Origin of the sequence: Thiohalobacter sp. IOR34 (assembly GCF_030406045.1) — a bacterium.
Classification (GTDB): domain Bacteria; phylum Pseudomonadota; class Gammaproteobacteria; order Thiohalobacterales; family Thiohalobacteraceae.
In genome coordinates, this window is the sequence record NZ_CP128988.1 from 621,232 (window position 1) to 636,855 (window position 15,624).

Here is a 15,624-nt window from a genome sequence, read left to right on the forward strand (position 1 = left end):
ACAGGGTGGCGAGGCCATGCACGACCGGCATCGGCGGGGCATGGCCATGCCGGCCGGGTCGGTGGCGGGGGATGCCTTGACCCCCGGCGGCGGCAGGTGCTAGTTTCCGCCGATGCCGACCACTTCTTCCTTTTCAGCATGAAATGGCTGTCCGTTTCCCTGCCATGCCGTCCCCTCTGCGTCTTCTGATAGCCACCCTGCTGCTGGTTCTGGCCGGCTGTGTCTCTGCGCCGGTGCAGGAGATGAGCGACGCCCGTCAGGCCATCGAGGCGGCCGAGCAGGCCGGCGCGATGCAGCGCGCGCCCGCTTCGCTGGCGCGGGCCCGCCGGCTGCTGGAGCAGGCCGAGCTGGCCCTGCAGCACGGGGACTACCGGGCGGCGCGGCGGGATGCCGATCAGGCACGCCAGGCGGCCATCGAGGCGCGGCTCGATGCGCTCGGTCGGCAGGCGACGGAATAATCGCCAGACCGCCGGCGTCCTATATTAACCCGGCAACCGAATATGCCGTGTTCAGGGCTTCGGGCCTGTTCCGGGACAAGGCGCGGCCCGCCAGCAAGGGTCGGTCTCCTTGCCAAGGGCTAATAGAAAGTGTGACCGGTTGTGCACTCTCCGAGGGGGATGCCGGCTAAGTCAATGACCCAGATTGACATTCTGCCGGGCCGGGGGTACGGTCGGCACAGCTCTCGCCCATAGACAAGTTACAACTGTTTCGCGGCCTGTTCGCGGGATCAATAACAGAACCATCACGTGGAGATGATCAGCATGAAATATGCACGCCCCGCCAAGTATCTTTCCATTTCCGTTCTGGCGCTTGGCCTGGTCGTCGGTTGTGCCGGCCAACCCAAGCAGGAGGCTGCCGAGGCGGTACAGCCAGCCGGTCCCAGCGCCGCTGTGACCCAGGCGCTGGACAGTGCGCGTGCCGCCATCAAGGATGCCAAGGCGCTGGACTGGATCTGGCGCGATACCGGCAAGTTCCTCAAGCAGGCCGAGGCGGCTGCCAAGGCGGGTGACGAGGCCAAGGCCATCAAGCTGGCCAACAAGGCACGTGACCAGGCGCGGCTGGCCGTCAACCAGTACTATCTGGAGCAGGCCAAGACCCTGCTGGGCAAGCTGCGCAACATGAGCGGCCTGAGCGCCGAGCAGAAGCAGGCCCTGGAGGCAGGCACGGCTGCAGTACTGGCTGCCGAAGGCAAGCGTGCCTATGACATCCTCAGCAAGCTGGAGGCCGAGCTGGCAGCGGCCAGCATCCAGTACACGGTGGTCAAGGGTGACAGCCTGTGGGCCATCTCCGGCAAGCCCGACATCTACAACAACCCCTATCAGTGGCCGCTGATCTACAAGGCCAACAGCGACAAGATCAAGGATGCCGACCTGATCTATCCCGGTCAGAACTTCTCCATCGACCGCAACCCCTCTGCCGCCGAGGTGGATGCCGCGATCAACCACGCCAAGACCCGTGGTGCCTGGTCGCTGGGTGTGGTCGAGGAATCGGATCGCGCCTATCTGGGCGGCCTGCGGGTGCGTTGAGGCCCGGTCTTCCTCTTCCAGCCCGGATATTGCACCAAGGCGGCCCGTCCCTGGCGCAATATCCGGGCTAGCTAGGCCATCGCGGCCTGGAGGCCGCTCCTACAGGACACGCCGGCGCAATGGCAGGAGCGGCCTCCAGGCCGCGATCGGGCGGGATCCCCGGCGGGCGTGATGCCCCCCACATTTGCCGCGGCCGGCTGACCGCGACCCCTTCACCCCGCTGTGCTCAGGATGCCGCCTCCCGGCAGCGGGCCCGTGCCAGGCCGATGGCGCGGTTACCCGATCCCCGTTCTGTGTCAGAATGAAGGGCACTCCAGGCTGGCCGGGACCCTGATGGCGTCACCTCTTCACAGTCCACCCCCCTTCCCCGTGTCGCTTCGCTGGCTGGTGACCGGACCCCTGTTGCTGATCCTGGCCCTGCTCGCGGCCGCTCCGCTGCGTGCCGACACGACGCCGCTCAAGGACTATGCCGCCCAGCTGAAGACGATCGAGCGTGGCCTGCGCGCGCGCAGCCTGGAGGAGGCGCAGTTGCGCGACTGGCTGGCGCAGATCAGCGTCGGTGCCCCCCTGGCCGAGGCCTGCGTCAGCGAGGGCGAGCAGGCCCGCCAACAGATGAGCGAGGACCTGGCCAGTCTCGGCGAGCCGGTCAAGGGCGAGGCTGCGGAGGTGGCGCGCAAGCGCCGGGAGCTGAAGCAGCGCATCCAGGCCCTGGATCAGCGGCTGGCCACCTGTCGTCTGCTGGTGCTGCGCAGTGCCGAGCTGAAGCAGCTGGTGTCGCAGCGGCTCAAGGCCTTGCTGGCGCGCCACCTGTTCGCCAAGGGGCCGAACGTGCTGGTGCTGCTGCTCGACAACTGGAAGCAGCCGGCCGCCTGGCTGGCCGCCACCCTCGACTTCCTGCGTGAACACAGCGGTGTCCGCCAGTTCGATCGCGGCGACTGGGGGCTGTTGCTGGGCGCGCTGTTGCTGGCGACGGCCGTCGGCGCCCTGTTGCGCCATCAGACGCGGCGGCTGTTGCAGCATGCCGGCTGGGACAGCGGCCTCTCCAGCGAGGCGCTGCGTGCCCTGCTCGGCAGCCTGGGCCACTATGCGCCCCAGCTGCTCGCCGGGCTGGCGGCCGCCGGTCTGGCCCTGGCCGTCACCGGTGGCCAGAGGCCGATCCCCTTCGTCAGCCTGCTCGGCTACGCCATGCCCGTGTATTTTCTCGGCATCGTGCTGATCCGCTTCTTCCTTGCCCCGCCGCCGCCGGCGCGGCTGTTCCTGCCGCTCGATGCGGCCCTGGCGCGAGCTCTGGCACGACGCCTCAAGGTGTTGCTGGCCCTGGCCTTCGTCGGCTATCTGCTGTTCGCGACCCTGTTTGCCCAGAGCCTGCCGGAACCGGCGATCCTGCTGGCGCGGGCGCTGTTCGCCGCCGTGCTGGTGCTCAATCTCATGTGGGCGCTGTGGCTGGTGCTGCGCCTGCCGCGGCTGGCGGACATGCGCTGGTTCAGCCTGCTGATCTATCTGGTGCTGCTCGGTGCGCTGGCCGCCGAGTGGCTGGGCTATCGCAACCTGTCGGTGGCGGCGCTGCGGGTGCTGCTTGGCAGTCTGCTGGCGTTCGGCTTGCTTGTCTTTCTGGCCTATCTGCTGCGTGATCTCTACGACAATCTCGATGAGGGCCACAGCCCCTGGGCCCGACGCCTGCGCCACGCCCTGGGTCTGGTGCCCGAGGCACCCTTTCCCGGCCTGGTCTGGCTGCGGCTGATCACCACCCTGCTGCTGTGGGGGCTCGGGGCCTATGCGGTGCTCGGCCTGTGGGGGGTGTCGGACACCACCCTGCAGCAGCTGCGCGTACTGCTGGTCCAGGGTTTCGAGATCGGCTCCCTGGAGATCGTGCCGCTGCGTATCCTTGCCGCCCTGCTTTCCTTTGCCGTGCTGTTCGCCCTGAGCGGCTGGGTGCGCAACCGCATGGAACACCGCTGGTTGCAGAAGGCACGCATGGACCGCGGTGCGCGCGAGGCGCTGGTCACCATCAGTGGCTATGTGATGATCGCACTGGCCCTGGTGGTCGGACTCGGCGTGGCCGGCTTCGAGTTCAAGAATCTGGCGATCATCGCCGGCGCCCTCTCGGTGGGTATCGGCTTCGGCCTGCAGAACATCGTCAACAACTTCGTCTCCGGCCTGATCCTGCTCTTCGAGCGGCCGGTGAAGACCGGTGACTGGATCGTGGTCGGCAATACCGAGGGCTACGTCAAGCGCATCCGCATCCGTTCCACCCAGATCCAGACCTTCGACCGGGCCGACGTCATCGTTCCCAACTCGGAGTTGATCTCCAACCAGGTGACCAACTGGATGCTGTACGACGCACGCGGCCGGGCGCGGATCCCGGTCGGGGTCGCCTACGGCAGCGACACCCAGCAGGTGAAGGCCATCCTGGAACGGGTCGCCGCGGAACACCCGGGGGTGATCACCGATGGCAGTTCGCCGGAGCCGCGGGTGCTGTTCCGGGCCTTCGGCGACAGCTCCCTGGACTTCGAGCTGCGCTGCTTCATCTACGATATCGACAAGCGATTGCGGGTGATCAGTGACCTGAATTTCGCCATCGATGCCGCCTTCCGCGAGGCGGGCATCGAGATCCCCTTCCCGCAGCGCGATGTGCATGTGCGCGACTGGCCGTCTCCGCCAGAAGCCGGAAGCTAGAGGGTAGGAGCGGCCTCCGGGCCGCGATGCGGCGCAAAGCGCCGGTATGGAAGCCAGAATCCGGAATTCAGAATCCAGAAGGTAGGAGCGGCCTCCAGGCCGCGATCTCCCCGCGCGGCCGCCGCTCAGGTGCCCATTTGCGTGCCGCCCTGGTGCTAAAGCCCGAGCCCCGGCCGGACGCTATCCCTGACAAGGTCATGGAGACCCTCGCCTGACAAGGCCGTTTCCACCGCAGACCGGGGGAATGCCAATGAGCCCAGTCAAACGCAGTTCCATTTCCGTGTCGGCCACGGCGCCGGCCAAGAAGCACAAGACCAAGTCCTCGGCCAATGCCATCCGCCGCGCGGTGGCGCGCCGGCGTATCGAGGAGCGGCGCGAGGCCGAATGGTTGCGCGCCCAGTTGCACGAGGTCTTCGACGAGGACTGACCCGTCTTCCCTTCACCCTGGCAGCGGCCGCCGCCAGAGAAAGCCGCCCAGGCTCAGGCCGCGCGCCGCCATGAACAGCAGCAGCGCGGCCCAGAGCCCGTGGTTGCCCAGGGGTTGCAGCAGGTACCAGGCCGGCAGATAGACGGCGAACACCGCGAGCAGCATGCCGCGGCGCAGGTCGGCGCTGCGCGTGGCGCCGATGAACACCCCGTCCAGCCAGAACGCCCAGACCGAGACCAGCGGCAGGGCGATCACCCAGGGCAGGTAGCGCAGCGCCTCGCTGCGCACCGCCTCGATGTCGGTGAGCAGGCCGATCAGCGGCTGGCCGGCGAGCGCGAACAGCAGGCTGAAGAGCAGGGCGCTGAGCGCCGACCACAGGGCTGTGTCCCGCAGATCGCGGCGCAAGGCTTGCCGGTCACCGGCCCCCAGGGCGCGGCCGACCAGGGCCTCGGCGGTGTGGGCGAAGCCGTCCAGCCCGTAGGCCATGAAGGTCTGGAAGTTGAACAGCACGGCGTTGGCGGCCAGGATCAGCTCGCCGAAACGCGCCCCCTGGATGGTGAAGAAGGCCAGGGCGCCGAGCAGGCCGAGGGTACGAAGGAACAGGTCGTGATTGACCCGCAGCAACTGGCGCAGCGCCGCGGGCTCGCGCAGCGCCGGCCAGGACCAGCGGCCGGGGAAGGTGCGCAGGGTCCGCCGGGCGAAGCCCAGCGCCAGCAGCAGGCCGAGGTATTCGGCGATCAGCGAGGCCAGGGCCACGCCCTCCGCCGCCATCCCCAGGTGCATCACGAAGACATAGTCCAGCAGGGCGTTGCAGCCGTTGATCAGCAGCATGACGATCAGCGGAATGCGCGAATTCTGCAGGCCGAGGAACCAGCCCCAGAAGACGTAATTGGCCAGCGTCGCCGGCGCCGCCCAGATGCGAACCCCATAGTAGCCGCGGGCCGCCTCGGTGACCGCCGGTTCGGCGTCGATCAGCCGGAAGGCGAGAGCCGCGAGCGGTGCCTGCAACAGCAGCAGGACGAGCGCCAGGGCGATGGCCAGCAGCAGGCCGCGGCCGAGCACGAGGCGCAGCGCATCGCCGTCCTCCGCGCCGCAGGCCTGGGCGGTCAGGCCGGTGGTGCTCATGCGCAGGAAGCCGAAGGCCCAGAACAGGAAGTGGATGATCATGGCGCCGAGCGCCACGGCGCCGATATGACGCGCCTCCGGCAGGTGACCGACCACCGCGGTGTCGATCATTCCCAACAGGGGCACCGAAAGATTGGATAGAATGATCGGGCCGGCCAGTGCCCAGATGCGGCGCTGCCGGTGTCCTGTCGCGGTGACGGGATTCATGGGCTGCGCAGTGTGCCGCCTTTACCCTCCAATATCCAGCGGCCGGCCGCGGGAACCGGAAAGGAAGCGCGATGCGGAGACTGGTGATCTTGCTGCTCGGTGCGGCGCTGCTGGGCATGGTGCTGCTGCTGGCCCTGCCCCATGCCATCGACTATGGCCTGCGCCAGGCGCTGCGCGCCGGCGGCGCCGTCGAGGTCGAGCTGCAGCGGGTCCACGTCAATCCCTTCACCGGCACCCTGCGTCTGTCCGGCCTGCGCCTTGGCGATGGCAAGGGATGGCTGGAGCTGGACAGCCTGGATCTCGGCTTCGAGTGGCGGCCGTTGTTGCAACGGCGGCTGCACATCCGTCGACTGTCCCTCAGCGGACTGCGCGTCGAACTGAGCCGCAGCGGAAGGCACTGGCGGATGGCTGGTCTGGCGAGGCCGCTGCCGATCCCCGCGGCGCCGCCCGTGGCGGACACGGGCTGGGCCCTGCAGCTCGATCGGCTGACGCTGGCCGCGGCGCGTCTCGACCTGCGCCTGCCGCAATGGCACAGCCGCCTGCACGTGCGTTCGTTCGAGATCGGGGACCTGGACAGCGCCCGGCCGCAGCAGCCGCTGCACCTGGCCCTGACGGGTGCGCTCAACGGCCGTCCACTGACGCTCTCCGGAGAAATCCATGCCTTCGCGCCGCGGCTGCATGGCCGGCTGCGGTTGCGCGCCGAGGGGCAGTCGATCGCGCCTTACGCCGGTCTGCTGCCGGCTGACTGGCGGGGGATCGGCGGCCTGCTCGATGCCCGTCTGCGGCTCGACTTCGAACGCCGTCCGGCGGGTCTGCAGCTCCGGCACGAGGGCCGGCTGACGCTGCGCGAGGCGGCGCTGGAGACGAACAGGCTGCGGTTCTCCGGCGAGCGCCTGGCCTGGCAGGGCAAGGGGCGGTTCGAACTGGGCGCGGTCATCGGCCTGTTCCTGCAGGGGCGGCTGGAGGGGCGGGGCCTGGCGCTGGCCCAGGATCAGCCGCGGCTGCGCCATGCCGCCCGGCGGCTGGCCTGGGGTGGACGCCTGGACTGGCCGGCGCTGGATGCGCCGGGCGGCCTGAGACTGCAGGGTACGCTGGATGGCGTGAGCCTGCGCACCGAGGAGACAGAACGGGCAGTGACCCTGCTGGCGCTGCAGTGGCTCAAACTGGACGGCGTCGAGGTCGAGGGGCCGGCGCTGGTCCGCCTGGCCGGGGTGGATTTCCAGGGGGGCGAGGGACTGGTCGCGGCGCCGCTCCCCGGCCAGCGGCGGATCCCGCTGCTCGGCGTGGGGGCGGGCACGTTGCGGCCGGTGACGATTCGCGGCCGGGAGATCGATATCGGCCAGGTCCGCCTGCAGGGGCTGCGCTTGCGACTGCGGCGGGATGCCACCGGCCGCTGGCTGGTGCCGCCGCTGCCGGCGGGCGGTGGCGGCATGGCGGTCCGCCTGCGTCTGACCAGTCTGGAACTGGCTGAGGGCGGTTATGTCGAACTGCTCGATGCGGCCGTCACGCCCGCTGTGAAGAGTCGCCTGGCGATCGAGGGGTTCCGTCTCGCCGGGCTCGATACGGGGGACGCCGGGCAGCCGGTACGGCTGTATCTGGCCGCCCGCCCCGGGGAGTATGCGCGGCTGCAGGCCGAAGGCTGGCTGAAACCCTTCGGCGAGGCGCTGTCGAGCGAGCTGCAGCTCAAGCTCGAGCGCCTCGACCTGCCGCCGCTGTCGCCCTACGCCGAGGCCCAGTTCGGCTACCGGCTGGAGAGTGGCACCCTCGACCTCGACAGCGAGCTGAAGATCGAGGCCGGGCGTCTGCAGGCGGAAAACGACGTCCGCCTGCACCGCCTGGCAGTGCAGCGGGTCAGCGAAGAGAAGGCGGCCGAGGTGGAGAAGACCCTGGCCATGCCGCTGGAAACGGCGCTCGACATGCTGCGCGACAAGCAAGGCGACATCCACCTGCAGTTGCCGGTCGCCGGCCTGCTCACGGACCCCGCCTTCGACCCCTCCGATGCCATCCGCCAGGCGCTGGCCAAGACCCTGAAGACGGCGGCAGTCGGCTATCTGAAGTATGCCCTGCAGCCCTACAGCACGCTGTTCGTGGTGGGCAAGTTCCTGGTCGACAAGGCCGGTCGCCTGCGGCTGGAGCCGCTGCGCTTTGCGCCGGGTGCGAGCGAACCCGATGCCGCAGCCGGTGACTACCTGGCCAGGATCGCCCGGCTGCTCGACGAACGGCCGGCGCTGCAGCTCAGGATATGCGCCTTTGCCGTGGCCCGGGACCGGGCTATGATGCAGGTGCAGCGGCGGCCGGCCAGGGTGGATCTGGAAACGGCCTTGCTGAACCTGGCCGATGCCCGGGCCGCGGCCGTCCGCCGGCTGCTGGTCGAGACGCACGGCATCGATCCGGCGCGGCTGCTGGTCTGCCGTTCGCAGATCGATGCGGTGGAGAATGCCGAGCCGCGTGTCGAACTGGCGCTTTGAACCAGAGCCGTTTTCCCCATACAAAGGACCTGCGCAGGTGATAGATAGATTGACCGACTGGATCAGCCGCTTCCTGGAGTGGGGCGCCCGCGGCGCCGACACCCTGCGTCGCCTCTACCATCCGCGCACCCTGAAGGAGAAGGGGCTGCTGTGGAGCCTTGGCCTGCTGCTGCTGACCTATCTGCTGGTCTGCGGGCTGCTCGGTGTCTACTGGAGCCGCCAGCCGGAGCCCTTCGATGTGCGCCAGGTGGCGCTGGAACGCGCCGCCGGCGATAGCGAGCGGCTGGTGGTGGGTTATGTCTACACCAGCACCCTGATGCGCATCGGTGAGACCCTGCTCGACAAGCCCGGCGGCTATCTGTCCAACGATCTGTTTCCGCCTGGGCTGTGGCTGGACAACATGCCCAACTGGGAATTCGGCAGCCTGGTAATGCTGCGCGACGGCGCCGCGGCGCTGCGCAATCACTTCTCCCGTTCCCAGTCGCAGTCGGTGGAGGACAAGGACCTGGCCCAGGCCGAGCCGCAGTTCAATTTCCAGAACGATTCCTGGATCCTGCCCGCCACCGAAGGGGAATACCGCAAGGGCCTGCGCGCCCTGGGTCGCTATCTCCAACGGCTTGCCGACCCGGCCGCTTCCGACGCCCAGTTCTATGCCCGTGCCGACAACCTGCGCCAGTACCTGGAGATCGTCTCCAAGCGGCTCGGCAGCCTTTCGCAGCGGCTCAGCGCCAGCGTCGGCCAGTTGCGCATCAACACCGACCTGGCCGGGGAGACGGCGGCACGCCAGGCGACCCGCAGCCCGGAGGCGGTGGAGGTGAAGACCCCCTGGCGTGAGCTGGACGATGTCTTCTACGAGGCGCGTGGCACGGCCTGGGCGCTGCTGCACATCCTGCGCGCGGTGGAGCTGGACTTCAGCGAGATCCTGCGCAAGAAGAACGCCCTGGTCTCGCTGCGCCAGATCATCCGCGAACTGGAGGCCACTCAGGAGCCGACCCTGAGTCCTTTCGTCCTCAATGGCAGCGGCTTCGGCCTGTTCGCCAACTACTCGCTGACCATGGCCAACTACCTGGCCCGCGCCAATGCCGCGGTGATCGACCTGCGCGATCTGCTGCAGCAGGGCTGAGTCAACTGCTCTTGCAGGTCTTGACGCCGAGCAGGGTATACAGCGGGCAGAAGCCGATCAGGCCGGTGATCAGGGGGATCAGGCCGAGCCAGCCCCAGGGCGTCTGCGGGCCGACGAAGACGATGGCCACCAGGGCAAGGCCGATGATGATGCGAAGGGCGCGGTCGATGCCGCCGACGTTGCAGGACATGATGCGGTTCTCCTCTTGCTGTTGAAGGGTATCGAGAGTGCGCCCATCTTCCCCTTCGCCCGCCGTCCTGTCAGTGACTGAGTCACACAGCTTTACGGGCCGCCTTGCTGCAATAGGCGGGCCAGGGCAGCGGCATCGCAAATGCGGATGCTGCCGCGGCCGAGCTCCAGCCAGCCGCGTTCCTCGAATTGCTTGAGATGTCGTGACACCACCTCGCGGGCCGTGCCCAGTTCGGCGGCCAGGGCCTGATGGGTGATCCGCGCCCTGTCGCCGGCATCGCGCAGGCCGAGCAGGGTGTGGGCCAGCCGGCTGTCGATGCTGCAGGCCGTGAGCTGCTCGATACGGGCGATGATCTCGGCCAGGCGGGCGCCGAGGCGGGCGAACACGAAGCGGCGGAAACGGCCCGACTCCTGCAGCGCCGCATCGAAGTCCCGCCCGGCGACCAGGAAGGCCTGTACCTCGGTCTCGGTGACGCCTTCCGCCGGGTAGTGGTCGCCACCCAACAGACAGGACGTGGTGAGGACGCAGGAGTCGCCGGCACGGACATGGTAGAGCACCACCTCCCGGCCACTCTCGGTGAGAAGCTGGACGCGCACGCTGCCGCTGGCGACCAGCAGATAGCTTTCGCAGCGGCCGCCCGGCTGGAACACCCGCTGGCCGGCGGGCAGCGTCACCAGCCGCGCCTGCTCAGCCAGGGCGGCGAGCACCGGATCGTCGTCGGCAACCAGTGCCGGAAATTGCCGTTGCCAGAGTGCCTGTTTGTCACTCATATATGCTGTATGCTCCCGCGGCCCGGCAATTGTGGCTCATGATAGACTTGGCCATCTCTGCCATTGCTTCAGCAAAACGCTTTTCTCTTTGCCCGGTTTTTTTCATCACTCATGAGACGCACCCCATGGTTTCTAACGATTTGTGTAACCGGCTGGCTAACCCAGAGCGACGAGGAACGAGAAACGTCGGGGTAGCCAGTCTGGATTGACGCGATTGTTATGCCTCATCACAATACAGGTTATTGATATTCCTGGGGGGTTGTGAGATGAGCAAAAACACCAGTATTACTCTTGGCCCTCACTTTGAGCGCTTTATAAATAAACAACTGAAAACCGGGCGATTCTCTTCCACTAGCGAAGTGATTCGTGCTGCTCTGCGGTTGTTGGAGGAGGAAGAAACCAAGCTTTCTACCCTTCGAAAATTACTTGAAGAAGGCGAGCAAAGCGGGATCTCCAACTACACGCTTACAGGGCTTATCGACGAACTGAACAATGACGTCCACTAAATAGTGCCTCATTTTCTACTCACCAATGCAGCCAAAAACGACCTGGTAGGTATTGCCAAGTTTACGCAATAACGCCGGGGAGTCGATCAGCACAATAAATACTTGGCCCAACTTGATGATACGTTTCATCAGTTAGCCGACAACCCAGAGCTTGGCAAAATCTGTAATTACATTAAGCGTGGCTATAGAAAATTTCCTATCGCCAACCACGTAATCTATTACCGAGCCTACTCCAACCGAATTGAAATTGTTCGTGTGCTTCATAAGCGCATGGATGTTTCCGAATCCATTTTTCAGACATAACGTATAGGATTCTGGGGACAGTAGACATATTTCGCCTGCAACAGCGTTCTATCCGAATCCCCTCTCAGGCCTGGATTCTTCTACTCCGAGTGTGCAGCCAAACCATAGGAATATTTGAGTATACTGTCCCCGGAATTCCAATCATGCTACTGCAATATTCAACAGCAACGTGATAATGCTTGCATAGTGGCTACTTCACATCACCCCGAGTCAACTTCTGATACACACCAAGACCGACAACCACCAAAACAGATGCAATTAACAAGAAAGTCGGGTAGATCAACATAGCAATATCCTTTTTCCCGGCATCAAAAATGAAAATCAGAGCAGGGATTATCCCTTAACTGGGGTGTCCGGTGGAATTGGGCCACGTCACATTTAGCCCAATTCGATAATTGAACCGCCCCGGGTTTACCGGAGACTCTATTTCTTGAGAGGATAGAGTCATGAAGAAGAGTACGAGATATTCCCCGGAAGTGCGGGAACGGGCGGTTCGCATGGTGTTCGAGCACCAGGGTGAACATGATTCACAGTGGGCGGCGATGGCCTCCATTGCGGCCAAGATTGGCTGTACGCCGGAGACACTTCGGAAATGGGTGAGGCAGGCGGAGCGTGACCAGGGACTGCGAGAGGGCCTGACGACCTCGGAACGTGAGCGGCTCAAGGCGCTGGAGCGGGAGAACCGGGAGCTGAAGCGGGCCAACGAGATACTGAAGACGGCGTCGGCTTTTTTCGCCCAGGCGGAGCTCGACCGCAAGCTGAGGAGATGATCGCCTACATCGACGATCACAAGGATCGCTACGGGGTCGAGCCGATCTGCGCGGTATTGCCGATTGCCCCGTCGACCTACTACGAACACAAGGCCCGTGAGGCCGACCCGGAACGGCTACCGCCGCGTGTGAAGCGCGACCAGGCACTGTCCGATGAGGTCCGGCGGGTCTGGGAGGAGAACTTCCAGGTGTATGGTGCCCGGAAGGTCTGGCGTCAGTTGAACCGGGAGGGGTTCGCGGTGGCACGCTGCACGGTGGAGCGTCTGATGAGGTCGCAGGGGCTGCGTGGCGTGGTACGTGGACGCCGCTGCCGGACGACGGTCGGCGATGAGGCGGCGGACCGTCCGCTGGACCGGGTGAACCGGCGATTTACGGCGACGCGTCCCAACCAGCTGTGGGTGGCGGATATCACCTTCGTGGCAACCTGGGCGGGCTTTGTCTATGTGGCGTTCGTAGTGGACGTCTACGCCCGCCGGATCGTAGGCTGGCGCGTGTCGCGCTCGCTCCGGACGGACCTGGTGCTGGATGCGCTGGAGCAGGCGCTGTGGTCTCGCCGGGACACGGAGGGTAACCGCAAAATAAACGACGCCCTACCTGCCTGAAGCTGTTTTCTGCAAGCTCCGCCATTTCAAACATGGCGGAGCAAGAAGATGGATCGAGTTGAAGAGAACGAGCTGACGGAGCGTCAGCGCTACTGGCTGGAACAGGTCCGTGCCTGTGAGGCCTCGGGAAAGACGGTTGCCGAGTATGCGGCGGAACAGGGTTTCTCCGCCTCGGCGATGTACGCCGGGAAGCAGACGCTGATTCGCAAGGGGGTTCTGCCGCGCACACCGCCAAGCCGGTTCCAGCGGGTGCAGATAGCCCCGATCCCGGCCGGTGACGACTGGCGTATCCAGTTACCGAACGGTGTGTCGGTGGCGTTCTCTGGCGAGGTGGACAGCGCTGCCCTGGCGATCGTCCTGAACACGGCGGCCACGCTCAGATGATGCGGCCCTCGAACGACCTGCCCGTTGTGTACCTGTGCCGGGACGTGGTCGACTTCCGCAAGGGGATCAACGGTCTGGCGGTGCTGGTAGAAGAGGTCCTGGCGCTGGATCCGTTCTCCGAGCAGCTGTTCGTGTTCTGCAACCGGCGGCGGGACAAGGTCAAGATCCTGTACTGGGAACGCAACGGCTTCTGCCTGTGGCACAAGCGCCTGGAGCGGGACCGCTTCAAGTGGCCGCGCAAGGTGGATGCGGAGGTCATCACGCTGACCGGCCAGCAACTGAACTGGCTGCTGGACGGTTACGATGTCATGCGCCTCCAGCCGCATGAACGGTTGCACTATCGCAGTGTTTTGTAGCGTATTTTACCGGTCATTGTCGTATAATGGAGTGCATGCCGATTGCACTGGATCAGCTGCCGGATGACGTCGAAGCCCTCAAGGCACTGGTCGCCGACCAGCTCAGCCGCAACGAACAACTCACCACGGAGAACCAGCGCTACAAGGCGCAGGTACTCACCCTCACCGAACAACTGAACCTCGCACTGGCCCGGCGCTATGCGGCCAGCAGCGAAAAACTCTCGCCCGACCAGATCCGGCTGTTCGACGAAGCCGAGGTTGAGGCCGAGGCTGCGGAGTCTGATGAAGACGCCGTCGTCGCGGTCCCCGCACACACCCGCAGGAAGCGCGGTCGCAAGCCATTACCCGACACACTGCCTCGTATCGAGGTGGTCCACGAGTTACCGGAGCCGGACCGGTTCTGCCCGCGCGATGGTGCCCGGCTGGCCGAGATCGGCGAGGTGAGTTCCGAACAGCTGGATATCGTCCCGGCGAAGATCCGTGTGATCCGGCACATCCGCAAGCAGTACGCCTGCACCTGCGGCCAGTGCATCAAGACCGCACCGCTGCCGCCCCAGCCGATCCCCAAAAGCCTGGCCTCACCGGGCCTGCTGGCGCACATCACGGTCTCGAAGTACCAGGATGCGCTGCCGCTGTACCGGCAGGCGACGATCCTGAACCGGATCGGGGTGGATCTGCCCCGGGCGACGCTGGCAAACTGGATGATCCAGGCCGGAGCGCTCGTCCAGCCGGTGATCAACCTGCTGCGAGACCGGTTGCTGGCCTATGACATCGTGCAGATGGACGAGACGCCGGTGCAGGTGCTGAAGGCACCGGGCAAGACCGCCCGGTCGAAGTCCTACCTGTGGGTGCAGCGTGGCGGGCCACCGGAGCAACGGGTGGTGCTGTACGACTACGACCCGAGCCGGAGCCAGACGGTGCCGAAGCGCCTGCTGGAGGGCTTTACGGGCTATCTGCAAACGGATGGCTATGATGGATACAATGCTGTTGTGGCGGCCCATGGCCTGACGCACGTGGGCTGCATGGCGCATGCACGGCGCAAGTTCCACGAGGCGGTGCAGGCGCAGGGCAAGGGCAAGCACAAAAACCGCAAAGGCGGCCATGCCCATCGGGGTCTGGCGCTGATCCAGAAGCTGTACCGGGTAGAAAAGCAGGCGCGCACGCTCGAACCGAAAGACCGCCATGCGCATCGGCAGCGCCACGCCAAACCCCTGCTCGAAACCCTGCGGACCTGGCTGGACGAGGTCCTGCCACAGGTACCGCCGGCCACGGCCACCGGAAAGGCGCTGAACTACCTGAACAACGAATGGCCCAAGCTAGTTCGCTACCTGGAGGACGGCCGCCTGGAGATCGACAACAACGGGGCGGAGAATGCCATCCGGCCATTCGTGGTTGGACGCAAGAACTGGCTGTTCAGCACATCCGTAAAAGGCGTGAAAGCCAGCGCCAACCTGTACTCGTTGATCGAGACGGCCAAAGCGAACGGGCTGGAGCCTTATGCCTACTTGCGGCGGGTGTTCAGCGAACTGCCCCGGGCCAATACCATTGAAGCCATCGAGGCGCTGCTGCCCGGCGCCTGAGACGGCAGGACCGTGGCCGCCTCCCTGCAGCCACGGCCATTGGATACCTCGGGCGCCTACAGCACCTTCACATCGACGCTCCCTGTCGCGATCCCGGCATCCCTGCCGAGGCTCAATGTAACACGCCCGTCTCGTCCTGCAAGCCCTGGACCCCACCCCCAAATGTCACTTGGCACCACAGCGCAAGGGCGTCGGTCATTTTGCGCTTACCACGGAGGGTCTAGTGCATCACAGCGACCGGGGTTGCCAGTACCTGTCGGTGCGCTATACGGAGCGATTGGCCGAGGCAGGTATTGAAGCCTCTGTCGGCAGCCGGGGTGACTCATACGACAACGCTTTGGCGGAAACGATCAATGGCCTGTACAAGGCCGAGGTTATCTACCGGCGGGGTCCCTGGAAGAACATGGAGGCGGTCGAGTACGCGACCCTGGAGTGGGTGGACTGGTTCAACCACCGGCGGCTGCTGGAGCCGATCGGCAATGTGCCACCGGCGGAGTTGGAAGCGGCGTATTATCGCCACCAGCAAGAGTCGGCCAAGGCGGCCTGACTCAAACAAAACAGTCTCCGGAATATCCGGGGCGGTTCACATAGGGATGCGGTGTCGTTTTTGC

14 protein-coding genes, 2 pseudogenes and 1 other annotated feature are annotated in these 15,624 nt (G+C 65.5%); of the genes and pseudogenes, 13 read left to right on the plus strand and 3 right to left on the minus strand.

Annotation, left to right across the window (positions count from 1 at the left end; all coding sequences use genetic code 11):
- Positions 1-164 precede the first annotated feature (164 nt).
- From QVG61_RS02965 to QVG61_RS02980, 4 genes are all read left to right on the plus strand, one after another.
- Positions 165-458, plus strand: coding sequence for a DUF4398 domain-containing protein (locus QVG61_RS02965; protein WP_289931840.1), 294 nt, complete (start codon positions 165-167; stop codon positions 456-458).
- Between the two features lie 303 nt (positions 459-761).
- Positions 762-1,526: a LysM peptidoglycan-binding domain-containing protein gene (locus tag QVG61_RS02970; protein WP_289931841.1), complete on the plus strand. Its 765-nt coding sequence runs from the start codon at positions 762-764 to the stop codon at positions 1,524-1,526.
- Between the two features lie 333 nt (positions 1,527-1,859).
- On the plus strand, positions 1,860-4,202 hold the full coding sequence (locus QVG61_RS02975; protein ID WP_289931842.1) for a mechanosensitive ion channel domain-containing protein: 2,343 nt from the start codon (positions 1,860-1,862) through the stop codon (positions 4,200-4,202).
- Between the two features lie 250 nt (positions 4,203-4,452).
- On the plus strand, positions 4,453-4,629 hold the full coding sequence (locus tag QVG61_RS02980) for a PA3496 family putative envelope integrity protein (protein ID WP_289931843.1): 177 nt from the start codon (positions 4,453-4,455) through the stop codon (positions 4,627-4,629).
- Between the two features lie 12 nt (positions 4,630-4,641).
- Here QVG61_RS02980 and QVG61_RS02985 read toward each other — a convergent pair whose 3' ends face one another.
- Positions 4,642-5,961, minus strand: coding sequence for an MATE family efflux transporter (locus tag QVG61_RS02985; protein ID WP_289931844.1), 1,320 nt, complete (start codon positions 5,959-5,961; stop codon positions 4,642-4,644).
- A gap of 71 nt (positions 5,962-6,032) precedes the next feature.
- On the opposite strand from QVG61_RS02985, the gene QVG61_RS02990 reads away from it, so the two are divergent.
- Entirely contained in the window at positions 6,033-8,429 is a 2,397-nt protein-coding gene (locus tag QVG61_RS02990) for a DUF748 domain-containing protein (RefSeq protein ID WP_289931845.1), read from the plus strand.
- Positions 8,430-8,532: 103 nt separating this feature from the next.
- Positions 8,533-9,552 (plus strand): DUF2333 family protein, encoded by a 1,020-nt coding sequence (locus tag QVG61_RS02995; RefSeq protein WP_354671200.1) that lies wholly within the window; start codon positions 8,533-8,535, stop codon positions 9,550-9,552.
- Position 9,553: 1 nt separating this feature from the next.
- Here QVG61_RS02995 and QVG61_RS03000 read toward each other — a convergent pair whose 3' ends face one another.
- The gene (locus QVG61_RS03000) at positions 9,554-9,742 is read right to left on the minus strand and encodes a DUF2892 domain-containing protein (protein ID WP_289931847.1); all 189 of its coding nucleotides are present in this window, start codon (positions 9,740-9,742) and stop codon (positions 9,554-9,556) included.
- 92 nt (positions 9,743-9,834) lie between these two features.
- Entirely contained in the window at positions 9,835-10,512 is a 678-nt protein-coding gene (locus QVG61_RS03005) for a Crp/Fnr family transcriptional regulator (protein ID WP_289931848.1), read from the minus strand.
- Between the two features lie 266 nt (positions 10,513-10,778).
- On the opposite strand from QVG61_RS03005, the gene QVG61_RS03010 reads away from it, so the two are divergent.
- The 7 genes and pseudogenes from QVG61_RS03010 to QVG61_RS03040 all read left to right on the plus strand — a co-directional run.
- The gene (locus QVG61_RS03010; RefSeq protein ID WP_289931849.1) at positions 10,779-11,018 is read left to right on the plus strand and encodes a type II toxin-antitoxin system ParD family antitoxin; all 240 of its coding nucleotides are present in this window, start codon (positions 10,779-10,781) and stop codon (positions 11,016-11,018) included.
- Between the two features lie 102 nt (positions 11,019-11,120).
- Positions 11,121-11,321, plus strand: a complete 201-nt coding sequence (locus QVG61_RS03015; RefSeq protein WP_289931850.1) for a type II toxin-antitoxin system RelE/ParE family toxin — start codon at positions 11,121-11,123, stop codon at positions 11,319-11,321.
- 446 nt (positions 11,322-11,767) lie between these two features.
- Positions 11,768-12,648 (plus strand): annotated as a pseudogene (locus tag QVG61_RS03020) (IS3 family transposase); the annotation flags it as partial.
- Positions 12,046-12,162: a sequence feature (AL1L pseudoknot), on the plus strand. Its footprint overlaps the pseudogene before it by 117 nt.
- A 93-nt stretch (positions 12,649-12,741) precedes the next feature.
- Positions 12,742-13,077, plus strand: coding sequence for a hypothetical protein (locus tag QVG61_RS03025; protein ID WP_289930003.1), 336 nt, complete (start codon positions 12,742-12,744; stop codon positions 13,075-13,077).
- Positions 13,074-13,433, plus strand: a complete 360-nt coding sequence (gene tnpB, locus QVG61_RS03030) for an IS66 family insertion sequence element accessory protein TnpB (RefSeq protein ID WP_289930004.1) — start codon at positions 13,074-13,076, stop codon at positions 13,431-13,433. The genes QVG61_RS03025 and tnpB overlap by 4 nt, the downstream gene beginning before the upstream one ends.
- 35 nt (positions 13,434-13,468) lie before the next feature.
- Positions 13,469-15,013, plus strand: coding sequence for an IS66 family transposase (locus tag QVG61_RS03035; RefSeq protein WP_289930005.1), 1,545 nt, complete (start codon positions 13,469-13,471; stop codon positions 15,011-15,013).
- 217 nt (positions 15,014-15,230) lie between these two features.
- Positions 15,231-15,560 (plus strand): annotated as a pseudogene (locus QVG61_RS03040) (integrase core domain-containing protein); the annotation flags it as partial.
- Positions 15,561-15,624: the final 64 nt, after the last annotated feature.

Excerpts from the sequence above, each read along its gene's own strand:
- QVG61_RS03005 (WP_289931848.1), bottom strand. The coding sequence starts at position 10,512 with ATGAGTGACAAACAGGCACTCTGGCAACGGCAATTTCCGGCACTGGTT.
- QVG61_RS02965 (WP_289931840.1), top strand. The coding sequence starts at position 165 with ATGCCGTCCCCTCTGCGTCTTCTGATAGCCACCCTGCTGCTGGTTCTG.
- QVG61_RS02990 (WP_289931845.1), top strand. The coding sequence starts at position 6,033 with ATGCGGAGACTGGTGATCTTGCTGCTCGGTGCGGCGCTGCTGGGCATG.
- QVG61_RS03025 (WP_289930003.1), top strand. The coding sequence starts at position 12,742 with ATGGATCGAGTTGAAGAGAACGAGCTGACGGAGCGTCAGCGCTACTGG.
- QVG61_RS03035 (WP_289930005.1), top strand. The coding sequence starts at position 13,469 with ATGCCGATTGCACTGGATCAGCTGCCGGATGACGTCGAAGCCCTCAAG.
- QVG61_RS03000 (WP_289931847.1), bottom strand. The coding sequence starts at position 9,742 with ATGTCCTGCAACGTCGGCGGCATCGACCGCGCCCTTCGCATCATCATC.
- QVG61_RS02970 (WP_289931841.1), top strand. The coding sequence starts at position 762 with ATGAAATATGCACGCCCCGCCAAGTATCTTTCCATTTCCGTTCTGGCG.
- QVG61_RS02975 (WP_289931842.1), top strand. The coding sequence starts at position 1,860 with ATGGCGTCACCTCTTCACAGTCCACCCCCCTTCCCCGTGTCGCTTCGC.
- QVG61_RS03010 (WP_289931849.1), top strand. The coding sequence starts at position 10,779 with ATGAGCAAAAACACCAGTATTACTCTTGGCCCTCACTTTGAGCGCTTT.
- tnpB (WP_289930004.1), top strand. The coding sequence starts at position 13,074 with ATGATGCGGCCCTCGAACGACCTGCCCGTTGTGTACCTGTGCCGGGAC.
- QVG61_RS02980 (WP_289931843.1), top strand. The coding sequence starts at position 4,453 with ATGAGCCCAGTCAAACGCAGTTCCATTTCCGTGTCGGCCACGGCGCCG.
- QVG61_RS02985 (WP_289931844.1), bottom strand. The coding sequence starts at position 5,961 with ATGAATCCCGTCACCGCGACAGGACACCGGCAGCGCCGCATCTGGGCA.